Origin of the sequence: Streptomyces sp. NPDC050504 (assembly GCF_044458065.1) — a bacterium.
GTDB lineage: Bacteria > Actinomycetota > Actinomycetes > Streptomycetales > Streptomycetaceae > Streptomyces.
Map to the genome: position 1 here is coordinate 60,779 of NZ_JBITHO010000003.1, position 24,712 is coordinate 85,490.

A 24,712-nucleotide genomic window follows, 5' to 3' on the forward strand; every position below is an offset into this window, starting at 1 on the left:
CCTGCCTACAACTAGCCAATTTAATATGTGCAATTGCACCACCCGTACGAGACCTTCCCCAAGGCCCCGAACCACCTCCCCGGTGGGATCGAAAGCGCACCCCAGCGGCCCTGCGCCGGTCGTGCGCCACACGCGCCGCCGAGCGCCCCGGACGCTCCCCGAGCCCCCGAAAGGGGCCCGAAGGCCCCCGGCGCCCCCCGGCCGACCGTTCGGGAGCATGAAAAAATCGCGCTGGACCCGGCGGAGTCCAGCGCGATCGATGGCGGCAGTCCGTTGGGGCAGACGTCCGTCATGTGGAGCTATGGGTGGTCACTTCCGGGGTGGGGGCCCCGGGAATGCCCGTTTTTGCCAGTTTTACTGGGGTGTTCAGGCCTCGCTGCGCTGCTGCGGAATACCCGCAAGCAGTGCGCGGACCTCTGCCTCGCGGTACCGGCGGTGTCCACCGAGCGTGCGGATGGACGTGAGCTTGCCAGCCTTGGCCCAGCGGGTGACCGCCTTCGGGTCCACGCGGAACATCGTGGCAACCTCAGCCGGGGTCAGCAGCGGCTCGGCATCAGGGGTGCGAGCGGTCATGAGCGGCCTCCTCGGGAGAACCGAACCTTCTCGGTTCTTTCCTCTAAATTCTGCACCTTGACCCGCGTTGCCCGAAATGGCGGACGCGGGCCGAGTCGGTTATAGGACGAACGGCTTGTCCTCGGCACTACAACTACACCATCCGTCCAGCCACGTCGGCCAAACCGATGGAATTGCCCTCCCAGGTGTTCATCAGCGACGAAGCCGATGGACCATGCCATAGCGGACAGTCACGCCACAGTGACGATCAGTCACAGAGCGATCAGGAGTCGTCAGACCCCCCATAGAGTGCATTACCGAGAATTCCGCCCCCAGTTGGACGGAAGGAACCCTCCCCGGACTCCTTGTCCTATTTTGGCATGAGGGGTGGGGAAGGATGCAAGGGCGAAGTTAGTGCCATCCGTCACGCTTGACACAAAGGCCCGGATCGGGACGTAGGTCCCAGACTGCTGGGGCCCAAGGGTCCCGGAGTGACCATAGAGGCCGCCATCAGGGCCCCGGCGGACCTCAGTTCGCGAACTGGAGGTCCCGCACCGCGCGCCAGCGGTCCGCCAGCCTGCCGTACGCCTCCCCCGCCGCGTCCCCGTCGCCGGCCCGCAGCGCCGCGATGCCCTCGGCCACGTCGGCCGCCGAGCGGTCGTCGGCCAACTGCTCCTCGGACAGCAGGTGCACCAGGCCCCCGTAGTCCAGCTCCACGAGCGAACGCGGGTGGAAGTCCTCCAGCCAGCGCCCCACGTCCACCAGACCCTCCGTCAGCGGCCCCTCGTCGATCGACTCGCGCAGCGCCTTGAGCGAGCGCGCGAGGCGCCGCCTGGCCTGCACCATCGGCGTCCGGTAGCGCATCAGCGCGGCGCCGTCGGACGACTTCGGCACGTACTCCCGCTCCTCGTCGTCGAAGAGCGTGAACCAGCGCACCGGCACCTGCCACACCTCGCCGCGGATCCACGGCCGCGCGTCCGGGTTCCGCCGCAGCCACCGCCCGTGGTCCGCCACCGCCTGCTCGCGCACCACCGGCGGCAGCACCGCGTCCAGCACCGGGGCAGGGAACATCCCGCCCAGCCCCTCCAGCGCCAGCCAGCCGCGCAGCCTGGTCCGCCACGGGCAGACGCACAGCACGCCGTCCACCTCGGCCACGAACGCGTCCGCGCTCTCGTGCACCCGCACCGGCACCGGCGGCGTCGCCGCCAGGTCGGCCAGCGAGCGCCGCAGTTCGTCCTGGGCCGTGGGCGTGCGGGCGCGGCGGGCGTAGCGCGCCCAGTGGCCGCGCTCCGGCTCCGGGAAGGCGGCCAGGGGCTCGTAGACACGGAGGTAGGACGCGTACGGGACGATCACCGAGGACACCACCGACATGAGGCGATCGTGCCACGCCCGCACTCCCCCGGGGGGTGATCCTGGGCACTGCGCCTGATCTACGGGCGCGTAGCACTTACCCTGCTGCCGAACCGGTCCTTCCCCACCCTCAGGAAGGACCCCAACCGCCGCTTCGCACTTGGGGAGTCACCACAGTGACCGATGCATTCGACGGCGTCCTGCACACCCTGTTCCAGTCGGAACAGGGAGGCCACGAGCAAGTCGTGCTCTGCCAGGACCGCGCCTCCGGACTGAAGGCCGTCATCGCCCTGCACTCCACCGCCCTGGGCCCCGCCCTGGGCGGCACCCGCTTCTACCCGTACGCGAGCGAGGCCGAGGCCGTCGCCGACGCGCTGAACCTGGCGCGCGGGATGTCGTACAAGAACGCCATGGCCGGGCTCGACCACGGCGGCGGCAAGGCCGTCATCATCGGCGACCCCGACCAGATCAAGTCCGAGGAACTGCTGCTGGCCTACGGCCGGTTCGTGGCCTCGCTCGGCGGGCGGTACGTGACGGCCTGTGACGTCGGCACGTACGTCGCGGACATGGACGTCGTCGCCCGCGAGTGCCGCTGGACCACCGGGCGCTCCCCCGAGAACGGCGGCGCGGGCGACTCGTCGGTGCTCACCGCGTTCGGCGTCTTCCAGGGCATGCGCGCCTGCGCCCAGCAGCTGTGGGGCGACCCCTCGCTGCGCGGCCGCAAGGTCGGGATCGCGGGCGTCGGCAAGGTCGGGCACCACCTGGTGGCGCACCTGTTGAACGACGGCGCCGAGGTCGTGATCACGGACGTGCGCGAGGAGTCCGTGCGCCGGATCACCGACGCGCACCCGGAGGTCGCCGTCGTGGCGGACACCGAGGCCCTGATCCGGGTGGAGGGGCTCGACGTCTACGCGCCGTGCGCGCTCGGCGGCGCGCTGAACGACGCGTCCGTGCCCGTGCTGACGGCGAAGGCGGTCTGCGGCGCGGCCAACAACCAGCTCGCGCACCCGGGCGTGGAGAAGGACCTCGCCGACCGCGGCATCCTCTACGCGCCCGACTACGTGGTCAACGCGGGCGGTGTCATCCAGGTCGCCGACGAGCTGCACGGCTTCGACTTCGAGCGGTGCAGGGCGAAGGCCGCGAAGATCTTCGACACCACCCTCGCGATCTTCGCTCGTGCAAATGAGGACGGCATTCCTCCGGCCGCCGCCGCCGACAGGATCGCCGAGCAGAGGATGGCGGAGGCGCGCGGCGTCTGACCCTCGGGGGTGCCCGGCCGCGCCGTGCGCGGGCCGCGGAGAGACGAGGCTCACGCCGCGCGGCGGGTCGGGCGCCAAGAAGAGGTTAAAATCGCGGTTGACCAGCGAGGACGGGGCTCCTCACTGGTCCCGCGCCGAGGCGTGTCATGCGGGCGGCGTACCGTATGGCCGCAGAAGCAGGTACCGTTGAAGCCCTACGGACCGGTCCCTCTACGGAGAGCCCGTTCCGAATCATGAACGCGTGTCAAGACTCTGGGGCCGTCGAGCCCCGTCACCGAGGGGGTCGAGCCATGGGGCGCGGCCGGGCAAAGGCCAAGCAGACGAAGGTCGCCCGCCAGCTGAAGTACAGCAGCGGCGGGACTGACCTCTCGCGCCTGGCCAACGAGCTGGGCGCTTCGACTTCGAGTCAGCCGCCGAATGGCGAGCCGTTCGAGGACGACGACGAGGAAGACGACCCGTACGCGCAGTACGCGGATCTCTACAACGACGACGATGACGACGACTCCGAGGAGTCCGGTCCTTCGTCGCAGCGCCGCGGCGCTTGACCTCGCACTGAAGAACCGATCGACCACTGACCCGGTCCGGGAATCCCCGGACCGGGTTCTGTGCTGTCCAGGCGGTCGGGTCAGCCCGCGTACGTGCCGGTCAGGGCCGCGCCCGTGGCGTGGTCGCCGCGGTCGGTGATCTCGCCCGCGACCCAGGAGTCCACGCCCCGGTCGGCGAGCGTGGCCAGGGCCGCGTCCACGGACTCGGCGGGGACGACCGCGATCATGCCGACGCCCATGTTGAGCGTCTTCTCCAGCTCCAGGAGCTCGACCCGGCCCGCCTTGCCGACCACGTCGAAGATCGGGTCGGGGGTCCAGGTGGCGCGGTCCACGGTGGCGTGCAGGTGATCGGGGATCACGCGCGCCAGGTTGTTCGCAAGACCGCCTCCGGTGACGTGGCTGAAAGCGTGCACCTCGGTGGTGCGCGTCAGCGCCAGGCAGTCCAGCGAGTAGATCTTGGTGGGCTCCAGCAGCTCCTCGCCGAGCGTGCGGCCGAGCTCCGGGACCTCCCGGTCCAGCGCCCAGCCGGCGCGGTCGAAGACGACGTGGCGGACCAGCGAGTACCCGTTGGAGTGAAGGCCCGAGGACTCCATGGCGATGATCACGTCGCCCTTGCGGATGCGGTCGGCACCCAGGACCAGGTCGGCCTCCACGACGCCCGTACCGGCGCCGGCGACGTCGAAGTCGTCCGCGCCGAGCAGGCCGGGGTGCTCGGCGGTCTCGCCGCCGACCAGGGCGCAGCCCGCGAGCACGCAGCCCTCGGCGATGCCCTTGACGATCGCGGCGACCCGCTCGGGGTGGACCTTGCCGACGCAGATGTAGTCGGTCATGAACAGCGGCTCGGCACCGCAGACGACCAGGTCGTCGACGACCATGCCGACGAGGTCGTGGCCGATGGTGTCGTACACGCCCATCTGCCGGGCGATGTCGACCTTCGTGCCGACGCCGTCGGTCGCGGAGGCGAGCAGCGGGCGCTCGTAGCGCTTGAGGGCCGAGGCGTCGAAGAGGCCGGCGAAGCCGCCGAGGCCGCCGAGACCGGTGGTCTCGGGGCGCTGCGTCTTCTTCACCCACTCCTTCATCAGCTCGACGGCGCGGTCGCCGGCCTCGATGTCGACGCCCGCGGCTGCGTAGCTGGCACCAGTGGTCTCAGACATGGGTTGAGAACTTTCGTGTCGTACTGCAGGGGTTCTACGGGCGCGCTACGGGCGGCGCAGCGCGTCGGCGGCCGCGGTGTTCGCGGGGCCCGCGGCCAGCTCGGTCTCCAGCAGCTGCTTGCCGAGGAGCTCCGGGTCGGGCAGCTCCATCGGGTACTCGCCGTCGAAGCAGGCGCGGCAGAGGTTCGGCTTGGCGATCGTGGTCGCCTCGATCATGCCCTCGATGGAGATGTACGAGAGGGAGTCGGCGCCCAGGGACTTGCCGATCTCCTCGATCGACATGCCGTTGGCGATCAGCTCGGCGCGGGTCGCGAAGTCGATGCCGAAGAAGCAGGGCCACTTCACGGGCGGGGAGGAGATCCGGATGTGGATCTCGGCCGCGCCGGCCTCGCGGAGCATCTTGACCAGGGCGCGCTGGGTGTTGCCGCGGACGATCGAGTCGTCGACGACCACCAGCCTCTTGCCCTTGATGACTTCCTTGAGCGGGTTCAGCTTCAGCCGGATGCCCAGCTGGCGGATCGTCTGGGAAGGCTGGATGAAGGTCCGGCCGACGTAGGCGTTCTTGACGAGTCCCGCGCCGAACGGAATGCCCGAGGCCTCCGCGTACCCGATCGCGGCAGGGGTGCCGGATTCGGGCGTCGCTATGACCAGGTCGGCCTCGACCGGAGCTTCCTTGGCGAGTTTCCGCCCCATCTCGACGCGCGAGAGGTAGACGTTGCGGCCGGCGATGTCCGTGTCGGGACGGGCCAGGTAGACGTACTCGAAGACACAGCCCTTGGGCTTCGCTTCCGCGAATCGAGAGGTGCGGATGCCGTTCTCGTCGATCGCGATCAGCTCGCCGGGCTCGACCTCGCGGACGTAGGAGGCGCCGCAGATGTCGAGGGCGGCGGACTCCGAGGCCACCACCCAGCCGCGCTCCAGGCGGCCCAGCACCAGCGGGCGGATGCCCTGCGGGTCGCGGGCGGCGTAGAGGGTGTGCTCGTCCATGAAGACGAGCGAGAAGGCGCCGCGGACGTCGGGAAGGACCTTGGCCGCGGATTCCTCCACGGTCAGGGGCTTGCCGTCGTCGTCCGTCTGGCCCGCGAGGAGCGCGGTGACCAGATCGGTGTCGTTGGTGGCTGCCACCTGGGTGGCCCGGCCGTTCTCCTTGGGGAGTTCGGCGACCATCTCGGCGAGCTGCGCCGTGTTGACCAGGTTGCCGTTGTGGCCGAGCGCGATCGAACCGTGCGCGGTGGCGCGGAACGTCGGCTGGGCGTTCTCCCAGACGGAGGCCCCGGTGGTCGAGTAGCGGGCGTGACCGACCGCGATATGACCTTGGAGGGAGCCGAGCGAGGTCTCGTCGAAGACCTGGGAAACCAGTCCCATGTCCTTGAAGACGAGGATCTGAGAGCCGTTGCTGACCGCGATACCCGCGGATTCCTGGCCTCGATGTTGGAGGGCGTAGAGCCCGAAGTAAGTGAGCTTCGCGACCTCTTCACCCGGAGCCCAGACACCGAAGACGCCGCAAGCGTCCTGGGGGCCCTTCTCGCCGGGGAGCAGGTCGTGGTTGAGTCGTCCGTCACCACGTGGCACGGGACCGAGTGTAGGCGAGATCGACCACTGGTCCGAATTGGGGACGGCGGGGCGCGGGGTGCGGGGGCGCGTCGGGCGTGCGGCCGAGGGCGGGTGTCGTCGCTGTGCGCTGCGGGGTGTCGCTCTGCGTACGGGCTCGCGGGGTGCGTACGGGGCGCGTCCCGCCCTTGCCCAGGCGCCCCGGAGGGCGTGCGGCGCCTCGCCGCGGGGCCCCGGGCGGGGGCGGCGGGCGGGGGCGGCGTCCCCCGGCGGGCCGGGGCGGAGCGGGGCGGGGCGCCCGTGTCGCGTTTCACATTCGGCGGGGCGGGGGGCGGCCGGGCGCCGGGGGGATTCGTCCCGTCCTGGGTGTCCAGGGACGCGTCCGGATCCTGGGACGGGGCGTTGACAGGGGTACGGGGGCTGCGTGAGGCTCCATGGCCATGCAGCCCCTCGGTGATCATGCGGTCACGCTTGTGGAGCGCCGCCACGTCGACCTGGTCCGATGCGCGAGCGCGATCTGTCGCTGAGCTGAGCCCGGGGTACGGGGGGTGGGCCTCCGTTCCCCCGTGGATGCCCCGTGGCCCGGGGCGGGCGCCTTTCGCCTGGGGCGAGCCCGCTCAAGCGGAGTGGGCGCGTGCGGCGTCTGCCCCACCCTCGCGCAGTTCCCCGCGCCCCTACGGGGCTCGCGGCCCGCAGGGCACCATCGCGCCCTCATGAGCGGCGCCCCCTTCGCCGCGTACAGCACGTACGACACGTACACCAGGAGCCCCCATGTCCTCGCAGGACCCTGCCCTCTCGCGGCGCGCCTTCTCCGGTGCCGTCACGGCCACCGCCGTGACCGCCGCCGCCGTCGCCTCCTCCGGCACCGCCGGTGCCGCCGCCCCCGAAAGCGGGGAGCGCCCCTTCCGGGCCGCCCCCGGAAAGCCCCGTTCCCGCCGCCCCAACATCCTCTTCATCCTGGGCGACGACCTCGGCTGGGCCGACCTCTCCTCGTACGGCTCGCCCCACATCCGCACCCCGCACCTCGACCGCCTCGCCCGCCAGGGCGTCCGCTTCACCGACGCGTACTCCGGCTCCGCCACCTGCTCCCCCACCCGCTTCAGCCTCTACACCGGCCGCTACCCGGGCCGCACGAAGGGCGGTCTCGCCGAGCCCATCGCGGACAGGTCGGTGGGGCTCGAACCGACCCACCCCACCCTCGCCTCGCTCCTGAAGGGCGCGGGCTACTCCACCGCGCTCATCGGCAAGTGGCACTGCGGCTACCTCCCCGACTACAGCCCCACCCGCTCCGGCTGGGACGAGTTCTTCGGGAACTTCGGGGGCGCGCTGGAGTACTACTCCAAGCTGGGCCTGGCCGGGGAGTACGACCTGTACGAGGGGGACGCCGAGTACAAGGACCTGCGGTACTACACGCGGATCCTGACCGAGCGGGCGAGCGAGTACGTCGGGCGCGACCACCACGACAAGCCGTGGCTGCTCAACCTCAACTTCACCACCCCGCACTGGCCGTGGACAGCCGACGGCGACGAGGCGCAGAGCGCCGAGATCGTCCGGCGCATCAAGGCGCGCGAGCCCGGTGCGCTCCAGCACCGCGACGGCGGTTCGCTGGCCAAGTACAAGGAGATGGTCGAGGACCTCGACCGCTCCGTGGGCGAGGTGCTGCGCGCCCTGAAGCGCTCCGGGCAGGAGCGGAACACCCTCGTCTTCTTCGCCAGCGACAACGGCGGCGAGCGCTTCTCCTACAACTGGCCGCTGAGCGGCAACAAGGGCTCGCTCCAGGAGGGCGGCATCCGCGTGCCGGCCGTGCTGCGCTGGCCCGCCCGGATCGACGGCGGGCAGGTCAGCCACGAGCCGGTGTTCTCGCCCGACTGGACCGCGACCCTGCTCGAACTGGCCGGGGCGCGGCCGCACCCCGCGTACCCGCTGGACGGCACCAGCCTCGCCGGATACCTGCTGCGCGGCGAGGAGGTCGGTGAGCGCGACCTGTTCTGGCGGGTGCGCGGGGAGCGCGCGCTGCGCCGGGGCGACTGGAAGTACTACCGGGGCAGAAGCGGCCGCGACCAGCTCTTCCGGCTCGACGAGGACGAGCGGGAGCAGGCCGACAAGGCGGCCCTGCACCCGGGCGTGCTGGCCGGGCTGCGGTCCGCGTGGGAGCGCACGGACGCGCAGCTGCTGCCGTACCCGTCGAACTGACGGACCGTTACGCGGACTTCGTCCGCGCGGCCGTCAGGCCCTTGCCGCTCTCGGCGGTGAGGGAGAGCTGGCCCTCCTGGAGGCGGAAGGCGGTCTTCCCCTTCAGCACCTCCTGGAGGGCGCGCTCCGTCTTCCCCGCCTCTCCGGCACACATCATGCGCGTGAGGGCGAGCCGTCCGAAGGTCACCGACGAGCCGTCGGCCTTCGCGGTCGTACGGAAGGTGTTGCAGCCCAGGCGCCCGGTCGCCGTGCCGTCCGCACCGATGGTGAGGTGCGAGGCGCCGTTGCCGGGCGGCACGGCGTCGATCTCGGGGCCCGAGGCCAGGCCCACCACGGTCCACCTGGTGCCGACGAGCGGGGCGGGCGGCAGCCGCCTGGGGGTCGCGGTCCTGGTCAGCGCGATGGTGCCGCCCCCGGCCCCGGTCAGGGTGGCCGCGCTCTCCGTGCCCCGTACCGCGATCCTGCCGTGGAACACCTCGTGCAGCGCCCGCTCCGCGCGCATCACCGGGTCCTCGCAGGCGATCTCGGTGTGGGCGGCCTCGTCCACCACGATGCCGCCGTCCTCGAAGCGGAACATCCCGCCGTAGGCGTTGCACGCCGTCCCGCCCGCCGTCCCCTTCTCGGCGCTGAGCGAGAAGAGGGTCCTGCCCGGCACCCCGGGGACCTTCTCGCCCCCGGTCGTGATCGATTCGACCTGCCAGGTGCCGCCGCTCAGCGGGACGTCCGTCCCGCCCCCGGGCGGCGGGGAGCCCTTGCCGCCGCTCCCGCCGCCGTCCCCGCCCGCGCCCCCGCCCCCGTCGGACACCGAGCCCGAGCCCGAGTCCGTACCGCAGGCCGCGAGGGTGAGGAGCGCCAGTACCGTCACTGCTGCACGTCGAGTCCGCATGCCGGTGTGACGTGCCCCACCCCGGGCCGGTTCCCTAGCCGAGCAGGGGCAACAGCGGCGCCAGATCGGCCCGCTCGCCACTCGCGGCCACCTTCGCCGCGGCCACCTCCGCGGCCCATCCCGTGCGCCCCGTGGCGAGCCTGATCCAGGTCAGCGGGTCCGTCTCCACCACGTTCGGCGGGGTCCCGCGCGTGTGCCTGGGCCCCTCCACGCACTGCACCACCGCGAACGGCGGCACCCGCACCTCGACCGCGCCGCCCGGCGCCTTCGTCGCGAGCGCGTCCGCGAGCAGCCGCGCGCAGGCCGCGAGCGCCTGCCGGTCGTACGGGACGTCGAGGCCGGTCGCCGCGTTCAGGTCGTCGGTGTGGACGATCATCTCGACCGTGCGCGTGACGACGAAGTCGCCCAGCCGCATGGTGCCCATCCGGGCCGGGACCAGCCGGTCGTCGTCGGCCGTCGCCAGCGCCGCCTCGACGTCGGCGAACAGCCGGTCGTACAGCCCGAGCAGGTCGGGGCTGGCCTCGGCGATCTCGCGGGTGTCGTCGTCGACCGCGCCCTGGTAGGCCACCGTCGCGAACGGCCAGTCGAGCAGCGGGACCTCCAGCTTCGGCGGCTCGGGCAGGGCGAGGTACCTGGGGACCGTGCCCGCGACGAGCACGATGTGCGCGGCCAGTTCGCGCACGGTCCAGTCGCCGAGCCTGGTCGGCAGCGCGAGCTGCTCGGGCGTGAGCGTGCGGACCGCGTCCCTGACGTGGCCGAGCTGGGCCAGGACGGCGGCGCGGGTCTTGGCGGAGTCGTAGCTGCGGGCGCGCTTCTTGCTGGCAGGTGGCATACGTCGGAGGCTAGCGCTCGCTGCCGACGACGGCCTCGAAAATTTCCCGGTCGGCCGGGACCCCGATGCCGCGCCAGTGGAACGGGACGCCGCGCGCGACCTTCGGGTCCGGGGCGTCCATCAGCTGGAAGTGCAGGTGCGGCTCGCTGGAGTTGCCGGAGTTCCCGCAGGCCGCGAGGGTCTGCCCGGCCGTGACCCGGTCGCCCGGGCGCACCTTCAGGGAGCCCCGCTTCAGGTGGGCGTACATCGCGTACACCCCGTCACCGAGGTCCAGGACCAGGTGGTTGCCCGTGACCCGGCGCGCGCCCCCGACCGAGCGGATGACGGACTCGGCGACCAGCAGGTAGAGGACGCCGGGCAGCGAGGTGCGGGTGAGGTGGTCGCGCTGGGCGTCGTCGGCGGTGACGACCGTCGCGTCGGCCGCGGCGAGCAGCGGGGCGCCGAAGGCCGGGTACGCCTCGGGGCGGCGGCCGAACGGCCACAGCAGTACGGGTGCCGGGCGGCCCCCCTCCGCCCCGGGCTCCCCCTCGGCCGTGATGTCGATGGCGTACGACTGTCCCAGCGCGTGCGTGCCGTGGCTTGGCACCTTGTCCGCCGGGCTGTTCAGCGCCGACCAGCGCCCGCCGACCGGCGGCTCGACCTCGACGGGTTCGCGCGGCTTGAGCCTGATCTCGCGGTCCCTGGTCAGCCGCAGCCCCAGCCAGCAGCCGAGGGACGCGGCCATCAGCGCCAGGGTGATCCAGTACGGGGTGCCCAGCGAGGGCTGGCTGAAGGCGTAGCAGGCGAACACCACCCACAGCAGGCGGTGGAGCAGGGCGACGAGCAGTCGTCCGGACATCGTTCCTCCCCTTCGTGCGACACGTTCGTACGGCGAAGGCCCGTCAGGCGGGCCGGGCGGCGGAGAGCATCACGAGCAGCGGGACGACCCGGCCGGCGGGGACCGTGTACTTCCCCCGGCCCTCGGCGTGCAGCCAGCCCGCGGCGGTGAGTTGGCGCAGGTGGTGGTAGATCTGCCCGGAAGTGCCGAAGCCGTCCAGCTCGCCCAGTTCGGCGGCGGTGCGGCGGCCGGACAGGACCTCGCGCAGCAGCCGCAGCCGCACCGCGTTGCCGAGCGCCGCGAAGGCGTCGGCCGCCCGGGACCAGTCGGTGTCCAGGAGGTCGTCGGTGGTCTCGCCGTACTGCCACTCGTACCGCTCGCCCGTCCCGGGCAGCCGTACGGCCCCGGTGTAGGTGACGCCCCCGTCGGCGACCCCGAGCCGGGCGAACTGCTCCTTGAGCCCTTCCAGCGCCCAGAAGTCGCCGTCCCCCGCCCGGGGGCCCGGCCCGGCACCCTCCAGCGCCGCGAGCCTGCGCTCCAGGTCGGCGACGCGATCTTCAAGATCCATGGGTTGAGAATACGTAATTACGTAATGACGAACAAGTGGGGTGCGGAAAAGCCCCCGCCCGGACCTGGTGGTCCGGGCGGGGGCCAGTGGATCGCGGCTCGGGCCGGATCGCGGCTCAGCCGAAGAGGCCGGGCAGGGTCTCCTCGTGCGCCGTGCGCAGCTCGGCCAGCGGGAGCGTGAACTCGCCCTGGACCTCGACCGCGTCGCCGTCGACGACGCCGACGCGGGTCACGGGCAGGCCCCGAGCGCCGCACATGTCGGTGAAGCGCAGCTCCTCGGAGCGCGGCACGGAGACGACCGCGCGCCCCGCCGACTCGCTGAACAGGAACGTGAACGCGTCGAGCCCGTCCGGGACGACGAGGCGCGCGCCCTTGCCGCCCTTGAGGCAGGACTCGACCACGGCCTGGACCAGACCGCCGTCGGACAGGTCGTGCGCCGCGTCGATCATGCCGTCGCGGGAGCCCGAGATCAGGATCTCGCCGAGCAGCTTCTCCCGGTCCAGGTCGACCTTGGGCGGCAGGCCGCCGAGGTGCTGGTGGACGACCTGGGACCAGGCCGAGCCGCCGAACTCCTCGTCTGTGTCGCCCAGCAGGTAGAGGAGCTGGCCCTCTTCCGCGAAGGCGACGGGGGTGCGGCGGTTCACGTCGTCGATCACGCCGAGCACGGCGACGACCGGCGTCGGGTGGATGGCCACCTCGCCCGTCTGGTTGTAGAGCGAGACGTTGCCGCCGGTCACCGGGGTGCCGAGCGCCAGACAGCCGTCCGCGAGGCCGCGGGTGGCCTCGGCGAACTGCCACATGACGTCCGGGTCCTCGGGGGAGCCGAAGTTGAGGCAGTCGGAGATGGCGAGCGGCTTGGCACCGGTCGCGGCGACGTTGCGGTACGCCTCGGCCAACGCGAGCTGCGCACCGGTGTACGGGTCGAGCTTGGCGTACCGGCCGTTGCCGTCGGTCGCCATGGCCACGCCGAGGTTGGTCTCCTCGTCGATGCGGACCATGCCCGCGTCCTCGGGCATCGCCAGGACGGTGTTGCCCTGCACGAAGTGGTCGTACTGCGAGGTGATCCAGGACTTCGACGCCTGGTTGGGCGAGGCGACGACGGCCAGGACCTGTGCGCGCAGCTCGTCCGACGTGGCCGGGCGGGGCAGCTTGCCCGCGTCGTCGGCCTGGAGGGCGTCCTGCCACTCGGGGCGGGCGTAGGGGCGCTGGTAGACCGGGCCCTCGTGGGCGACGGTGCGCGGCGGCACGTCCACGATCTGCTCGCCGTGCCAGAAGATCTCCAGCTGGGAGCCCTCGGTCACCTCACCGATGACGGTGGCGATGACGTCCCACTTGTCGCAGATCTCCAGGAAGCGCTCGACGTGCTGCGGCTCGACGACCGCGCACATGCGCTCCTGCGACTCGCTCATGAGGATTTCCTCGGGCGAGAGGGTCGCGTCGCGCAGCGGCACGGTGTCCAGCTCGACGCGCATGCCGCCGGAACCGGCCGAGGCCAGCTCGGAGGTGGCGCAGGAGAGCCCGGCGCCGCCGAGGTCCTGGATGCCGGCGACCAGCTTCTCCCGGAAGATCTCCAGGGTGCACTCGATGAGGAGCTTCTCCTGGAAGGGGTCGCCGACCTGGACGGCGGGGCGCTTGGCCGGGCCGGTCGACTCGAAGGTCTCGGACGCGAGGACCGAGACGCCGCCGATGCCGTCGCCGCCGGTGCGGGCGCCGTACAGGATGACCTTGTTGCCCGTGCCCGACGCCTTCGCGAGGTGGATGTCCTCGTGCTTCATCACGCCGATGCAGCCGGCGTTGACCAGCGGGTTGCCCTGGTAGCACTCGTCGAAGACGACCTCGCCGCCGATGTTCGGCAGGCCCAGGCAGTTGCCGTAGCCGCCGATGCCCGCGACGACGCCCGGCAGGACGCGCTTGGTGTCGGGGTGCTCGGCCGCGCCGAAGCGCAGCGGGTCCACGACGGCGACCGGGCGGGCGCCCATCGCGAGGATGTCGCGGACGATGCCGCCGATGCCGGTGGCGGCGCCCTGGTAGGGCTCGATGTACGAGGGGTGGTTGTGCGACTCGACCTTGAAGGTCACCGCGTACCCCTGGCCGACGTCGACCACACCGGCGTTCTCGCCGATGCCGACGAGCATCGCGTCGTTCTCCGGGACCTTCTCGCCGAACTGCTTCAGGTGGACCTTGCTGCTCTTGTACGAGCAGTGCTCGGACCACATGACGGAGTACATGGCGAGCTCGGCGCCGGTGGGACGGCGGCCCAGGATCTCCCGGATGCGGGCGTACTCGTCCTCCTTGAGGCCGAGCTCCTTCCAGGGCTGCTCGACCTCGGGGGTCTCCGCGGCGTGCTTGACCGTGTCCAGCGTCATGCGTTGACCAACTTCTTCAGGATCGAGGTGAAGAAACCGAGCCCGTCCGTCTTGCCGGTGCCGATCAGCGGCTCCACGGCGTGCTCCGGGTGCGGCATCAGGCCCACGACGTTGCCCGCCGCGTTGGTGATGCCGGCGATGTCGCGCAGCGAACCGTTGGGGTTGAAGTCGAGGTAGCGGAAGGCGACGCGGCCCTCGGCCTCCAGCTCGTCGAGCGTGCGCTCGTCGGCGACGTACCGCCCGTCCATGTTCTTCAGCGGGATGTGGATCTCCTGGCCCGCCGCGTAGTCCGCGGTCCAGGCCGTCTCCGCGTTCTCCACGCGCAGCTTCTGCTCGCGGCAGATGAAGTGCAGGTGGTTGTTGCGCAGCATCGCGCCGGGCAGCAGGTGGGCCTCGGTGAGGAACTGGAAGCCGTTGCAGATCCCGAGGACCGGCATGCCGGCCTTCGCCTGCTCGATGACGCTCTCCGCCACGGGCGAGAAGCGCGAGATGGCGCCGGCCCTGAGGTAGTCGCCGTAGGAGAAGCCGCCCGGCAGGACGACCGCGTCGACCTGCTTGAGGTCCTTGTCCTTGTGCCAGAGCGGGACCGGCTCGGCCCCCGCGATGCGCACGGCCCGCAGGGTGTCGCGGTCGTCGAGCGTGCCGGGGAAGGTGACGACGCCGATACGGGCGGTCACTTCTCCTCCTCCACCTTCACGGTGAAGTCCTCGATGACGGTGTTGGCGAGGAAGGTCTCGGCCATCTCGTGGATGCGGGCGAGGGCGGCGTCGTCGACCGGTCCTTGCACATCGAGTTCGAAACGCTTCCCCTGACGTACGTCCGCGATTCCGTCGAACCCGAGGCGGGGCAGTGCGCGCTGCACCGCCTGTCCCTGGGGGTCGAGGATCTCGGGCTTGAGCATGACGTCGACTACGACGCGAGCCACGGGCACTCCCGGTGTGGTGTTGCGAGGGCGGTTCCCTCAGCCTACCCGGCCGAAAATTCTACGCGGGTAGATATCGGTTCCGGCAGATCACGTCCAGATATCGGACCCGAGAACGCCCGGGGAAAATCCAGGGAAAAAACTGGCGCATGAGATTGCGGGCTGACACGCTGACGTAATTGGCTGGGCTTCACATTGTGATGCCTGCCGCTGTACAAAGGATTACCGCAGAAAGCAGCATTGCCCCGAAGAAGCCGGAAGGCCGTCGTCACCGCACGTCAGGCAAGTTCCTGGCGCGGTGCAGGCGCAGGAAAGGACCGATATCCGTGGCGCAGCGCGTAGTGGTGACGCTCTCCGACGACATCGACGGCGGGGAAGCGGCGGAAACGGTTTCGTTCGCCCTCGACGGGAAGTCGTACGAGATCGACCTCAATCAAGCCAATGCAAAGAAACTGCGCAAGTCCCTGGCGCCGTACGTGGCGGCGGGCCGAAAGCAGTCGAAGTCGGGCAAGACCTACCGGCACACGTCCGTGGACCCGGACCCGGCGGCGGTCCGCGCGTGGGCCCGCTCCCGCGACATGGAGGTGCCGGCCAGGGGCCGGATCCCGAAGAAGGTCTACGAGGCGTTCAACGCGGCGGTCTAGCCGGGGAGCGGCCGTGCCGGACGGCCCCGTCCGGCACGGCCGCTCCCGCCGGGCCGCGGGCCCGCCCCACCCCGCCCCACCGCCCCGTCAGAAGCGCCCGCCCCGAACCGAGTTGCAAAGCACCCCCTGACGTGGGCTAGAGTTTGGACCACGCCGAGGGGCAAGGCCGAAAGGCCGAAACCCACGGAGCGTGCGGGTGTAGTTCAGTAGCAGAACATCCCCCTTCCAGGGGGAAGGCGCAGTGTGCAATTCCTGTCACCCGCTCTGCATCGCTCTCCAGACCACTCCGGTGGTTCGGGTAGAGTGGTGAACGCACCGCCCAGTGAGAGCTGAGCGGCAGCAATGCGGACGTGGCTCAGTTGGTAGAGCATCACCTTGCCAAGGTGAGGGTCGCGAGTTCGAATCTCGTCGTCCGCTCAGGAAGCGAAGGCCCCGGTCATCAGACCGGGGCCTTCGTCGTGCGCCCGGCACCCGCCGATGACATTTGTCATGGACGCCGATGACAGGCCGCACTGATACCGGTCTCCGCCCGGCGGAAGACTCGAAGCATGAACACCGACCAGTACGTCATCGATGTCGAGGGGCTCCGGCGCACCTACGCCGGAGGCTTCGAGGCCGTACGTTCCCTCTCCTTCTCCGTGGCACGCGGCGAGCTCTTCGCCCTGCTCGGCACCAACGGCGCCGGCAAGACCTCCACCATGGAACTGCTGGAGGGGCTGGCCGCGCCGACCGGCGGCACCGTGCGGGTCCTGGGCCACGACCCGTACGCCGAGCGCGCCGCGGTCCGCCCGCGGATCGGTGTGATGCTCCAGGAGGGCGGCTTCCCCTCCGAACTGACCGTGCTGGAGACGGCCCGCATGTGGGCCGGGTGCACCAGCGGCGCGCGGCCCGTCGGCGACGTGCTGGAGCGGGTCGGGCTCGGCGGCCGCGGCAAGGTCCGCGTCAAGCAGCTCTCCGGCGGCGAGCGCCGCCGCCTCGACCTGGCGATGGCCCTGCTCGCCGACCCCGAGGTGCTCTTCCTCGACGAGCCGACCACGGGACTCGACGCCGAGGGCCGCCAGGAGACCTGGGAGCTGGTGCGGGAGCTGCGCGAGGCCGGCACCACCGTGCTGCTCACCACGCACTACCTGGAGGAGGCCGAGACGCTGGCCGACCGGCTGGCGATCATGCACGAGGGGCGGATCGCCGCCGAGGGCCGCGTCGAGGAGGTCGTCGCCGCGCACCCCTCCCGGATCTCCTTCACCCTCCCCGACGGCTACCACCTCGGGGACCTCCCGCCGCTCGGCGCGCTCGGCGTCACGGGCCACGAACTCAACGGCCGCACCGTGCGGCTGCACACCGACCGGCTCCAGCGGTCCGCCGCCGCGCTGCTCGACTGGGCCGGGACGGCGGGCGTCGAACTGCGCGGCCTCGACATGCGGTCCGCCTCCCTCGAAGAGGCCTTCCTGCACATCGCGCGCGAAGCGAAGAACGGTCGGAACCAGAACGCGAAGGAAGAGGTGGCGGCGCGATGAGCACGGCCGTGATGGGGCGCCTGGCAGCACTGACCAGGGCCGAGATGATCCTGCTCGTACGCCACAAGGCGGTGCTGGTCACCGCGCTGGTGCTGCCGCTGGCCATGACCTTCGCCATGCAGTCGCTCATCTCCGACCTCGACCTGGAAGACGCCGGACTGACCCTCGGCACGATGCTGATGCCGTCCATGCTCGGCTTCGTCTTCCTCTTCGGGGTGTACTCGGCGCTGGTCACCGTCTACGTCGTGCGCCGCGACCAGCTCGTGCTCAAGCGGCTGCGCACCGGCGAACCCGGCGACCTGGAGATCCTCGGCGGCACCGCGTCCGCCACGCTCGTCGCGGGCGTCGTGCAGTGCCTCGTCCTCGCCGTCGCGGGCGCGCTGGTCCTCGACGTCGAGGCGCCGAGCAGCATCCTGCTCGTGGTGCTCGGTGCACTCTTCGGCCTCGTGCTGGCCACCGGACTCGCCGCCGTCACCGCCGCGTTCACCAAGTCCGCCGAGGGCGCCCAGCTGACGATCACCCCGATGCTGCTCGTCTCGATGATCGGCTCCGGGATGGTCGTACCGCTGGAGCTGATGCCCGAGAAGATGGCGTCCGTCTGCGAACTGCTGCCGCTCTCGCCCGCGGTGCAGCTCGTCCGCGGCGGCTGGACCGGCACGCTGAGCACGTACGACGTCCTGGGCGCCGTCGCCGTCGCCCTGGCCTGGACCGTAGTGTCGGTCTTCGCCGTACAGAAGTGGTTCCGCTGGGAGCCCAGGCGATAGGCACACGGGAACACGGGGGAACGGCAGATGCACGGGGTGCGGGCGTGAAGACCTTCTGGAGCGGCCGGAGCCACGCGGCCAAGCTCGACCTGTACATGCGGATCACGCTCTACGTGCTGCCCGTGCTCTTCGCCCTCGGCATCATCGGGTCCCTGGCCGGGACCGTCGACGACGAAAGGGCCGTCCCGCTCGCCCAGGGACTCGGGGCGCTGGTCCTCGCCCAGACCGCGGCCACCACGGTCTGCCTGCGCCACGGACTGACGCACTACCTGAAGGGCGCCCCCGTCCCGCGCCAGTGGGTGACCCTCGTCCTGGTGCTCTGCGCGGCCTCCCTGGGCCTGCTGTTCGCCCTCCTGCGCATGGACGGCGTGGGCGGCTCCGACTTCGGCATGATGCTCCCCTACGTCCTCGGGTACGCGAGCTGGGCGACGTACCTCTTCGGTTCCGTCCGCAGGCTGCTGGCCTGCACCGCGCTGGCCGGGCTCCTGGTCGCCGGGGCCGGCTGGCTGGCCAAGGGCGGCGAATACGCGGCGGGCGGCGCGGCCTCCGTGCTCTTCGTCGCCGGCTTCACCCTGCTGACCGTCCGCACGACCGGCTGGTTCCTGACGGTGATCTGGGAGCTCGACCGGTCGCGGGACATCGAGGCGCGGCTCGCGGTCGCCGAGGAGCGGCTGCGCTTCGGCCGCGACATGCACGACGTGCTGGGCCGCAACCTCGCCGTGATCGCCCTCAAGAGCGAGCTCGCCGTGCAGCTCGCACAGCGCGGCAGGCCCGAGGCCGCCGACCAGATGGCCGAGGTCCAGCGCATCGCCCAGGACTCCCAGCGCGAGGTGCGGGAAGTCGTGCGCGGCTACCGCGACGCGGACCTCGCGGGCGAACTCGCGGGCGCGCAGGGCGTGCTGAAGGCCGCCGGGATCGACAGCCGGGTCAGCCGCGACGGCGTCGAAGGGGACCCCGACGGGGGCAAGGGCTTCGCCCTGCCCGAACCCGTCCAGTCGGCGCTCGGCTGGGTGGTGCGCGAGGCCGCCACGAACGTGCTGCGGCACGGCAACGCCAAGTGGTGCGCGATCCGGCTGACCGCCGCCGACGGGCGGGCGGTGCTCGCCGTCGAGAACGACGGGGCGCCCGATGCGCCCACGGCGCCCCCCGGCTCCGGCCTCGCCGGACTGCGCGAGCGCCTCGCCGCACTGGACGGCAGCCTGGAGGCGGCCCGCACCGAGGACGGAAGATGGCTGCTGACCGCGTCGGTACCGCTGGTACTGGAGAAGCAGTGACCAAAGCCGTGATCGGAGAAGCCGTGCCCGCAGAAGCCGAGCCCACAGGAGCCCCCGGCCCTTCGGGGTCCGCCCCCGCCCCTTCGGGGTCCGCCCCCGTCCGCGTGCTGCTCGCCGACGACGAGCACCTGATCAGGGGCGCGCTGGCCGCGCTCCTCGCACTGGAGGACGACCTGGTGGTGGTCGCCGAGGCCGCGTCCGGGCCCGAGGCCATCGCGATGGCGCTGGCGCACCGGCCCGACGTCGCGGTCCTCGACCTCCAGATGCCGGGGGCGGACGGTGTGAAGGTCGCCACAGCGATCCGGTCCGACCTGCCCGGCTGCCAGACCATGATCGTGACCAGTCACGGCCTCCCCGGGCACCTCAAGCGGGCGCTGGAGGCGGGGGTGCGGGCGTTCGTCCCGAAGACCGTGAGCGCCCAGCGGCTCGCCGAGATCATCCGGACCGTACGGGCGGGAAACCGCTACGTGGACCCGGAATTGGCCGCCGACGCGATCTCCGCGGGCGACTCGCCGCTGACCGCGCGCGAGGCCGACGTGCTGGAGTTCGCGGCGGACGGGGCGCCCATCGCGGAGATCGCGCAGAGGGCCGCGCTGTCCCCCGGGACCGTACGGAACTACCTGTCGTCGGCCGTGACGAAACTGGGCGCCGAGAACCGTCATGCGGCGGTGCGTCTCGCGCGCGAGCGAGGTTGGGTATAGTGGGTTCCGCGCTACGGCGCATGCGGACGTGGCTCAGTTGGTAGAGCATCACCTTGCCAAGGTGAGGGTCGCGAGTTCGAATCTCGTCGTCCGCTCGGCAGAAAGCCCCCGGTTCTCCTGAACCGGGGGCTTCTTCGTGCGTACGCGCGCCCCGCCGGGCGCCTCGGTCGGCGCCCGGCGGGGCAGCGGCACTCAGCTCCAGGTGAGGCCGGTGAGCAGCTCGTACGCCTCGACGTACTTCGCCCGGGTCGCGTCCACGACCTCCTGCGGCAGCGCGGGCGGCGGCAGCTCGCCCTTGCGGTCCCAGCCGGACGCGGGGGACGTCAGCCAGTCCCGCACGAACTGCTTGTCGTACGAGGGCTGGGCGCGGCCCGGCTGCCAGGACGCGGCGGGCCAGAAGCGCGAGGAGTCCGGGGTCAGCACCTCGTCCGCGATGATCAGCCGCTCGCCCTCGTAGCCGAACTCGAACTTGGTGTCCGCGAGGACGATCCCCCGGTCCTTGGCGATGTCGCGGGCCCTGGAGTAGACGGCGAGGGTCGCCTGGCGCAGCTGCGCGGCGGTCTCGGCGCCGACCTGGCGGGCCACTTCCTCGTACGAGACGTTCTCGTCGTGCTCGCCGACGGCCGCCTTCGTGGCGGGCGTGAAGATCGGCGCGGGCAGCTCGGAGCCGTCGGTCAGGCCCTCGGGGAGCGCGAGGCCGCAGACCGTGCGGGACTCGTCGTACTCGACCAGGCCCGAGCCGGTGAGGTAGCCGCGCGCGACGCACTCGACCGGGACCATCCGCAGCGACTTGCAGACCAGGGTGCGGCCCGCCCAGTCGGCGGGGGCGCCGGGCGGCAGCTCCGTCGAGATCACGTGGTTGGGGACCAGGTCGGCGAGCTGGTCGAACCACCAGAGCGAGAGCTGGGTGAGGACCCGGCCCTTGTCGGGGATCTCGGTCGGCAGCACCCAGTCGTACGCCGACATCCGGTCGCTGGCGACCATCACCAGGTCACCTGCGGCGTTCTGGTAGAGGTCGCGCACCTTGCCGGTGTGGAGGTGGGTGAGGCCCGGAACCTGAAGCGGCTCGGGCTTTTCTACGAATCCGGACACGGTGCCTCCGCGTAGGTTGATCCAGGAGCGGTACCGATTCTCCCGTACGGGCGGAGTACCGGGTGCCCCGGGGGCCCCGGACCAGACCCCCGTCCCGCCGCCGACGGGGTCAGTCGCGCTTGCAGATGCGGTCCAGCAGGTTCGCCGTGGCCCGCTGGACGCGCGCGTCCACGTGCCCGGGGCGGTCCAGCGCGGGCGACCACGCGAACGTGCCGGACGCGAAGACGAGCGCGCCGGACGGCGCCCGGTACAGCGACGTCTCCTGGTGCCGCCGCGCCCCCTCCCCGTCCCGGTAGGGCGAGTGGGCGAGCAGGATCCGCCCCTGGTGCTCCGGCAGGGCCGTCCGCGGGAAGTACCGGTCCGCCTCCCCCGCCACCAGCCCCGGCAGCTCGTCCCCCTCGGCGCCGCCCGTCGCCTCCCACAGCCAGTGGTCCGCGTTCCGCACGACCAGCGGGGAGGGGTCGGGCACCCGTCCCGCGTACTGGATGCCGAGGAGCTGCTGCTCGGGCCGGTCGACCTCGCGCCACAGCGCGGGCCTGCCGGGGCCGCGCCGCTTGCGGCAGGTGAGGAGCCGGTCGGGCACGCCGGACGGCGAGGCGGACAGCTCCACCTGCCAGTACATGGTGTTGGCGGAGAGGAAGACCAGCGAGGTCCCCTGGTCCCGGGCCAGCTCGGTCGTGCGGCGCATCGGCACGGACCAGTACTCGTCGTGGCCGGGGAAGACCAGCCCCCGGTAGCGCGAGGGGTCGACGCGGCCCGCGTGCAGGTCGCGGGTGTCGGCGTACGCCAGGTCGTAGCCGTACCGCTCGGCCCAGCGGATGAAGTCGTAGGCGTGCCCGACGTGCAGCGGCAGGCCCGCGCCCGCGTACGGGCGGTCGAAGGAGACCGTCACGGCGGCGTCCTGCTCGCCGAGCAGCCGGCCCTCCTCGTCCCACGCGTGGTAGAGGCTGGCGCCCGTGCGCCCGTCCTCGGGGTAGAGGTTGTACGCCTGCCAGGTCACGTCCGGGAGGACGAGGAGCAGGTCGGCCGGGTGGTTGTCGCGGACCGTGAAGGGGATGTGCGAGCGGTACCCGTCGGCGGTGGTCAGCACGGCGACGTACGCGCCTATGGAGGCGTAACCGGGGATCTGGTACCGCCAGGAGAGCCACCAGTGGTGGCAGGAGACCGTGCGGTCGGCGGCGAGCGGGGGCGGCTGCACGATCCCGGCGAGCCGGGGGCTGGTGGTGATCTTGCGGGCGCCGTCGCCGCCGTAGTGGCCGATGCGGTAGATGTCGACGGAGAACTCCTGGGGCGGGTCGACCGTGACGTGGAAGTCGATCGCCTCGCCGGGCGCCACGGCGCTGCTGGACGCGAAGCCCTTGATCTGGCGGTGCACGTCGTCGGACGTGCGGGGCCCGGTGGGCTTGCCCTGGGCCGGGACGCGCCCCTCGGGGGCCGCGTACCAGGGGACGACCTGCCCCGTGTTGTCGAAGTAGTGCTCGCTGCCGCGCAGCCAGGGGACGGGGCCCTGTCCGAACGGGTCCGTGACGGCGTGCGCCAGGGCTCCGGACTCCCACCTTCGGATCTGTTCCGGCCCCATGTCGCTCCCCTCCCTGGATCCCGGGCGCGCGTGGGTCGCGCTCCCGCCTGTCAGCGCCGATCCCCAGCACATCACATAACGCACGCGGTCCGTCACCGTTCGTCGCGAATTGACGTGAACGGAGCGGGAGGTTCCGGCGGAGAGCGGCGAAAGCACAGGTCAGGCGGGGTGTCTCGGCCGGTCCGGGGGCACCCCGTGGGGCGCCGCGCCCTCAGACCAGCCGCACCGGCTTCTCCGGACGCACCCCGACCGCCGCGATCCACTCCCGCAGCGGCTCCCCGTCCCCGTCCTCGACCAGGCTCAGCACCCGCCCGCCGAGATCCGCCCTGCGCTCCCCCTCCACCAGCAACGCGGGACCGTCCAGCCAGTCCAGGCCGGGCGCCGCCCCCGCGGTGTCGACGGCCGCGCAGCAGACCATCGCCGTGACGTGGTCGGCCAGCAGGTCGCGCCCCGTGCGCGGCGGCTGGAGCGGGAACAGCGGCAGCGGATCGGGGCCCCAGAGGTTCAGCGCGGCCGCCTCGGGCACCGCGGGGGCCGCCGCCTCGCGGGCCGCCTCCTCCCTGGCCAGCTCCGCGCCGAGCCCCGCCGCCAGCGGATCGCAGCGCTCGCCGCCTTCGAGGTGGTCCAGGACCCGGTCGAGGGTCGGGTCGCTGACGCCCGCCGCGTCCAGGACCCGCTGGAGGCGCGCCGCCTCCGTGCGCCACTTCCGGTCGACGACCTCTTCCGGGTACTCCTGCCAGTCGACCGGGGACCAGTCGGGGCCCGTCTCGGCGGGGCCGCCGTGGAAGAGCCTGGCCGCGAGGAGCGACGCCGCCTCGTCCGCCGCGCCGGGCTCTTCGAGGAGGTCGCAGGCGGGCCGCTCGCCGAGCCGGGAGGCGAAGCCCTCGGCGAGGCGGTCGCGGCGGGAGAGTTCGGTGAGGGCGGAGACGACGCCCGCGTCGAGCCTGGAGGGCCAGCGGCCCATCCGCCAGGCGGGCAGCGCGACCCGGGTGAGCAGCCGGTCCCAGCCCGCGTAGGCGAGGCCGACCTGCTCCTGGGCGACGATCCGCAGGCCGTAGTCGACGGCCTGGGCGCGCTCGGACGCGGCCGCGGCGACCCCGCGCTCCATCTCGGTGGCGTGGCCCCTGACGCCCCGCAGCAGGACGCGGGCGCACCGGGCGACCGTGCCGTACGCGGCCCTGCGTACGGGGTCGAGCCCGGGGCGCGAGGCGATCGCGGCGGCGGCGTCCAGGCCCCGTACGAAACGGCGGGCCGCCGCTATGTCCGGGTGGGCCGACGGGCCCGTGCCCGCGACGACGGGCGCGAGGACCGCGCGCAGCTCGCCGACGCGCATCCACCAGAGGAACGGGGAGCCGATGACGAGGACGGGCGCGGGGGTACGGCGGCGCGACGCCCTGCCGGGGGCCCCGGATATCGCGGTGCCCGGCCCGTCGGCACGCGCCGCGGTCCCGGCGCCCGTGCCGTTCCCTGACTTCGCGTTGCTCCCGGGCTTCGTGGCGCTACCGGCCTTCGCGTTGCTCCCGGCCTTCGTGGCGTTCACGGCCTTCGTGGCGGGGTGGCTGCGGTCCTCCAGCCAGCTGTCGCAGTCGGGGGTGAGCGCCACCGCCGACGGCGCCGGCACGTCGAGGCGCTCGGCCAGCTCGCGGACCATCCGGTAGAGGTCGGGCGCGGCGGCCTCGTCGAGCGGGACGGTCGGGCTGACCGCAGGTCTGGCACGGGCCACCACCGCGGCGACGGCCGCCGCCAGCAGCAGCACCGCCACCGCGCAGCCCGTCACGGCCCAGCGCGCCGCGTCCCAGCCCGCGCCGCCGACGAAACCCTTGGCGGCGGCGAACAGCAGCACCACGGCGACGGCCGCGGGCAGCAGCGCCACGGCCAGTGCCCTGCTGCGCACCCGCAGCACGGCGAGGGCGCGGGCGTGTGCGGCCCGCGCGCCCCGCTCCTCACCCGCATCGGTACTGGACACGGCCGGACGTCACCCCCTCTGCCCCTGATGCTTCCGTGACGGATCTGTTCACTCCCCCACTGTGGCACCCTCCACCGACATCGCAATGCCGGTGGGCCAAGTGCCGGAACGCCTGCGCCGCACCCTAGTTGGGGCTGCGGCGGGCGTCATCCAGATGGGGCAGTCGTCACCCGATGGAATGGCT

At 72.1% G+C, this 24,712-nt stretch carries 23 protein-coding genes and 3 tRNA genes; 12 read left to right on the forward strand and 14 right to left on the reverse strand.

Features of this window, described 5'->3' with window-relative positions; translation table 11 throughout:
- Positions 1-366: 366 nt before the first annotated feature.
- Both bldC and ACIBNE_RS11600 read right to left on the reverse strand, forming a co-directional pair.
- Positions 367-573 carry a developmental transcriptional regulator BldC gene (gene bldC / locus ACIBNE_RS11595; RefSeq protein ID WP_086732921.1) on the reverse strand — a complete coding sequence of 69 codons (207 nt, stop codon included), beginning with the start codon at positions 571-573 and terminating at the stop codon, positions 367-369.
- Between the two features lie 507 nt (positions 574-1,080).
- Positions 1,081-1,923, reverse strand: a complete 843-nt coding sequence (locus ACIBNE_RS11600; protein ID WP_399271330.1) for a hypothetical protein — start codon at positions 1,921-1,923, stop codon at positions 1,081-1,083.
- A gap of 155 nt (positions 1,924-2,078) precedes the next feature.
- Here ACIBNE_RS11600 and ACIBNE_RS11605 point away from each other — a divergent pair, with 155 nt between their 5' ends.
- A complete protein-coding gene (locus ACIBNE_RS11605; RefSeq protein WP_399271331.1) occupies positions 2,079-3,161 on the forward strand; it encodes a Leu/Phe/Val dehydrogenase in 1,083 nt (360 codons plus the stop codon).
- A gap of 290 nt (positions 3,162-3,451) precedes the next feature.
- Positions 3,452-3,706 carry a DUF3073 domain-containing protein gene (locus ACIBNE_RS11610; RefSeq protein ID WP_399271332.1) on the forward strand — a complete coding sequence of 85 codons (255 nt, stop codon included), beginning with the start codon at positions 3,452-3,454 and terminating at the stop codon, positions 3,704-3,706.
- A gap of 80 nt (positions 3,707-3,786) precedes the next feature.
- Here the strand turns inward: ACIBNE_RS11610 and purM are convergent, their stop codons facing one another.
- Both purM and purF read right to left on the reverse strand, forming a co-directional pair.
- Complete coding sequence (purM, locus tag ACIBNE_RS11615) at positions 3,787-4,860, reverse strand: phosphoribosylformylglycinamidine cyclo-ligase (RefSeq protein WP_399271333.1); 1,074 nt, start codon at positions 4,858-4,860, stop codon at positions 3,787-3,789.
- 45 nt (positions 4,861-4,905) lie between these two features.
- Positions 4,906-6,432 (reverse strand): amidophosphoribosyltransferase, encoded by a 1,527-nt coding sequence (gene purF, locus ACIBNE_RS11620; RefSeq protein WP_399271334.1) that lies wholly within the window; start codon positions 6,430-6,432, stop codon positions 4,906-4,908.
- A gap of 419 nt (positions 6,433-6,851) precedes the next feature.
- Here purF and ACIBNE_RS11625 point away from each other — a divergent pair, with 419 nt between their 5' ends.
- Entirely contained in the window at positions 6,852-6,938 is an 87-nt protein-coding gene (locus tag ACIBNE_RS11625; RefSeq protein ID WP_399271653.1) for a putative leader peptide, read from the forward strand.
- Between the two features lie 244 nt (positions 6,939-7,182).
- Positions 7,183-8,604 carry a sulfatase gene (locus tag ACIBNE_RS11630; protein ID WP_399271335.1) on the forward strand — a complete coding sequence of 474 codons (1,422 nt, stop codon included), beginning with the start codon at positions 7,183-7,185 and terminating at the stop codon, positions 8,602-8,604.
- A gap of 7 nt (positions 8,605-8,611) precedes the next feature.
- On the opposite strand, the gene ACIBNE_RS11635 is transcribed toward ACIBNE_RS11630, so the two are convergent.
- From ACIBNE_RS11635 to purS, 7 genes are all read right to left on the reverse strand, one after another.
- Entirely contained in the window at positions 8,612-9,469 is an 858-nt protein-coding gene (locus ACIBNE_RS11635; RefSeq protein WP_399271336.1) for an META domain-containing protein, read from the reverse strand.
- Positions 9,470-9,524: 55 nt separating this feature from the next.
- Positions 9,525-10,322 (reverse strand): sterol carrier family protein, encoded by a 798-nt coding sequence (locus tag ACIBNE_RS11640; protein ID WP_399271337.1) that lies wholly within the window; start codon positions 10,320-10,322, stop codon positions 9,525-9,527.
- Positions 10,323-10,332: 10 nt separating this feature from the next.
- Positions 10,333-11,160 (reverse strand): M23 family metallopeptidase, encoded by an 828-nt coding sequence (locus ACIBNE_RS11645; RefSeq protein WP_399271338.1) that lies wholly within the window; start codon positions 11,158-11,160, stop codon positions 10,333-10,335.
- Between the two features lie 43 nt (positions 11,161-11,203).
- Positions 11,204-11,707: an ArsR/SmtB family transcription factor gene (locus tag ACIBNE_RS11650; protein WP_399271339.1), complete on the reverse strand. Its 504-nt coding sequence runs from the start codon at positions 11,705-11,707 to the stop codon at positions 11,204-11,206.
- Between the two features lie 115 nt (positions 11,708-11,822).
- Entirely contained in the window at positions 11,823-14,072 is a 2,250-nt protein-coding gene (purL, locus tag ACIBNE_RS11655) for a phosphoribosylformylglycinamidine synthase subunit PurL (protein ID WP_399271340.1), read from the reverse strand.
- Complete coding sequence (purQ, locus tag ACIBNE_RS11660) at positions 14,069-14,749, reverse strand: phosphoribosylformylglycinamidine synthase subunit PurQ (protein WP_399271341.1); 681 nt, start codon at positions 14,747-14,749, stop codon at positions 14,069-14,071. Before purQ ends, purL begins: the two co-directional genes overlap by 4 nt.
- Positions 14,746-14,997: a phosphoribosylformylglycinamidine synthase subunit PurS gene (gene purS, locus ACIBNE_RS11665; protein ID WP_399271342.1), complete on the reverse strand. Its 252-nt coding sequence runs from the start codon at positions 14,995-14,997 to the stop codon at positions 14,746-14,748. The genes purQ and purS overlap by 4 nt, the downstream gene beginning before the upstream one ends.
- A gap of 323 nt (positions 14,998-15,320) precedes the next feature.
- On the opposite strand from purS, the gene ACIBNE_RS11670 reads away from it, so the two are divergent.
- From ACIBNE_RS11670 to ACIBNE_RS11705, 8 genes are all read left to right on the forward strand, one after another.
- On the forward strand, positions 15,321-15,638 hold the full coding sequence (locus ACIBNE_RS11670; protein WP_399271343.1) for an Lsr2 family protein: 318 nt from the start codon (positions 15,321-15,323) through the stop codon (positions 15,636-15,638).
- 192 nt (positions 15,639-15,830) lie between these two features.
- Positions 15,831-15,902: transfer RNA gene (locus ACIBNE_RS11675), tRNA-Gly, on the forward strand.
- 80 nt (positions 15,903-15,982) lie between these two features.
- Positions 15,983-16,055, forward strand: a tRNA-Gly gene (locus ACIBNE_RS11680).
- A gap of 131 nt (positions 16,056-16,186) precedes the next feature.
- Positions 16,187-17,152 (forward strand): ABC transporter ATP-binding protein, encoded by a 966-nt coding sequence (locus ACIBNE_RS11685; protein WP_399271344.1) that lies wholly within the window; start codon positions 16,187-16,189, stop codon positions 17,150-17,152.
- Positions 17,149-17,916, forward strand: coding sequence for an ABC transporter permease (locus ACIBNE_RS11690; protein WP_399271345.1), 768 nt, complete (start codon positions 17,149-17,151; stop codon positions 17,914-17,916). The genes ACIBNE_RS11685 and ACIBNE_RS11690 overlap by 4 nt, the downstream gene beginning before the upstream one ends.
- Before the next feature lie 44 nt (positions 17,917-17,960).
- Entirely contained in the window at positions 17,961-19,190 is a 1,230-nt protein-coding gene (locus ACIBNE_RS11695; RefSeq protein WP_399271346.1) for a sensor histidine kinase, read from the forward strand.
- Between the two features lie 104 nt (positions 19,191-19,294).
- The gene (locus tag ACIBNE_RS11700; protein WP_399271654.1) at positions 19,295-19,891 is read left to right on the forward strand and encodes a response regulator; all 597 of its coding nucleotides are present in this window, start codon (positions 19,295-19,297) and stop codon (positions 19,889-19,891) included.
- Positions 19,892-19,913: 22 nt separating this feature from the next.
- Positions 19,914-19,986, forward strand: a tRNA-Gly gene (locus ACIBNE_RS11705).
- 97 nt (positions 19,987-20,083) lie between these two features.
- Here the strand turns inward: ACIBNE_RS11705 and ACIBNE_RS11710 are convergent.
- The 3 genes from ACIBNE_RS11710 to ACIBNE_RS11720 all read right to left on the reverse strand — a co-directional run bounded on the left by ACIBNE_RS11710 (position 20,084) and on the right by ACIBNE_RS11720 (position 24,528).
- Positions 20,084-20,983, reverse strand: coding sequence for a phosphoribosylaminoimidazolesuccinocarboxamide synthase (locus ACIBNE_RS11710; RefSeq protein ID WP_399271347.1), 900 nt, complete (start codon positions 20,981-20,983; stop codon positions 20,084-20,086).
- Positions 20,984-21,092: 109 nt separating this feature from the next.
- Positions 21,093-22,562, reverse strand: a complete 1,470-nt coding sequence (locus tag ACIBNE_RS11715; protein WP_399271348.1) for a N,N-dimethylformamidase beta subunit family domain-containing protein — start codon at positions 22,560-22,562, stop codon at positions 21,093-21,095.
- A gap of 211 nt (positions 22,563-22,773) precedes the next feature.
- Entirely contained in the window at positions 22,774-24,528 is a 1,755-nt protein-coding gene (locus ACIBNE_RS11720) for a hypothetical protein (RefSeq protein WP_399271349.1), read from the reverse strand.
- Positions 24,529-24,712: the final 184 nt, after the last annotated feature.

What these genes read in the sequence shown, in the direction of transcription:
- purL (WP_399271340.1), bottom strand. Translation starts at nt 14,072, where the DNA reads ATGACGCTGGACACGGTCAAGCACGCCGCGGAGACCCCCGAGGTCGAG.
- purM (WP_399271333.1), bottom strand. Translation starts at nt 4,860, where the DNA reads ATGTCTGAGACCACTGGTGCCAGCTACGCAGCCGCGGGCGTCGACATC.
- ACIBNE_RS11685 (WP_399271344.1), top strand. Translation starts at nt 16,187, where the DNA reads ATGAACACCGACCAGTACGTCATCGATGTCGAGGGGCTCCGGCGCACC.
- bldC (WP_086732921.1), bottom strand. Translation starts at nt 573, where the DNA reads ATGACCGCTCGCACCCCTGATGCCGAGCCGCTGCTGACCCCGGCTGAG.
- ACIBNE_RS11650 (WP_399271339.1), bottom strand. Translation starts at nt 11,707, where the DNA reads ATGGATCTTGAAGATCGCGTCGCCGACCTGGAGCGCAGGCTCGCGGCG.
- ACIBNE_RS11625 (WP_399271653.1), top strand. Translation starts at nt 6,852, where the DNA reads ATGCAGCCCCTCGGTGATCATGCGGTCACGCTTGTGGAGCGCCGCCAC.
- ACIBNE_RS11690 (WP_399271345.1), top strand. Translation starts at nt 17,149, where the DNA reads ATGAGCACGGCCGTGATGGGGCGCCTGGCAGCACTGACCAGGGCCGAG.
- ACIBNE_RS11645 (WP_399271338.1), bottom strand. Translation starts at nt 11,160, where the DNA reads ATGTCCGGACGACTGCTCGTCGCCCTGCTCCACCGCCTGCTGTGGGTG.
- ACIBNE_RS11610 (WP_399271332.1), top strand. Translation starts at nt 3,452, where the DNA reads ATGGGGCGCGGCCGGGCAAAGGCCAAGCAGACGAAGGTCGCCCGCCAG.
- ACIBNE_RS11715 (WP_399271348.1), bottom strand. Translation starts at nt 22,562, where the DNA reads ATGGGGCCGGAACAGATCCGAAGGTGGGAGTCCGGAGCCCTGGCGCAC.
- ACIBNE_RS11640 (WP_399271337.1), bottom strand. Translation starts at nt 10,322, where the DNA reads ATGCCACCTGCCAGCAAGAAGCGCGCCCGCAGCTACGACTCCGCCAAG.
- ACIBNE_RS11630 (WP_399271335.1), top strand. Translation starts at nt 7,183, where the DNA reads ATGTCCTCGCAGGACCCTGCCCTCTCGCGGCGCGCCTTCTCCGGTGCC.
- ACIBNE_RS11600 (WP_399271330.1), bottom strand. Translation starts at nt 1,923, where the DNA reads ATGTCGGTGGTGTCCTCGGTGATCGTCCCGTACGCGTCCTACCTCCGT.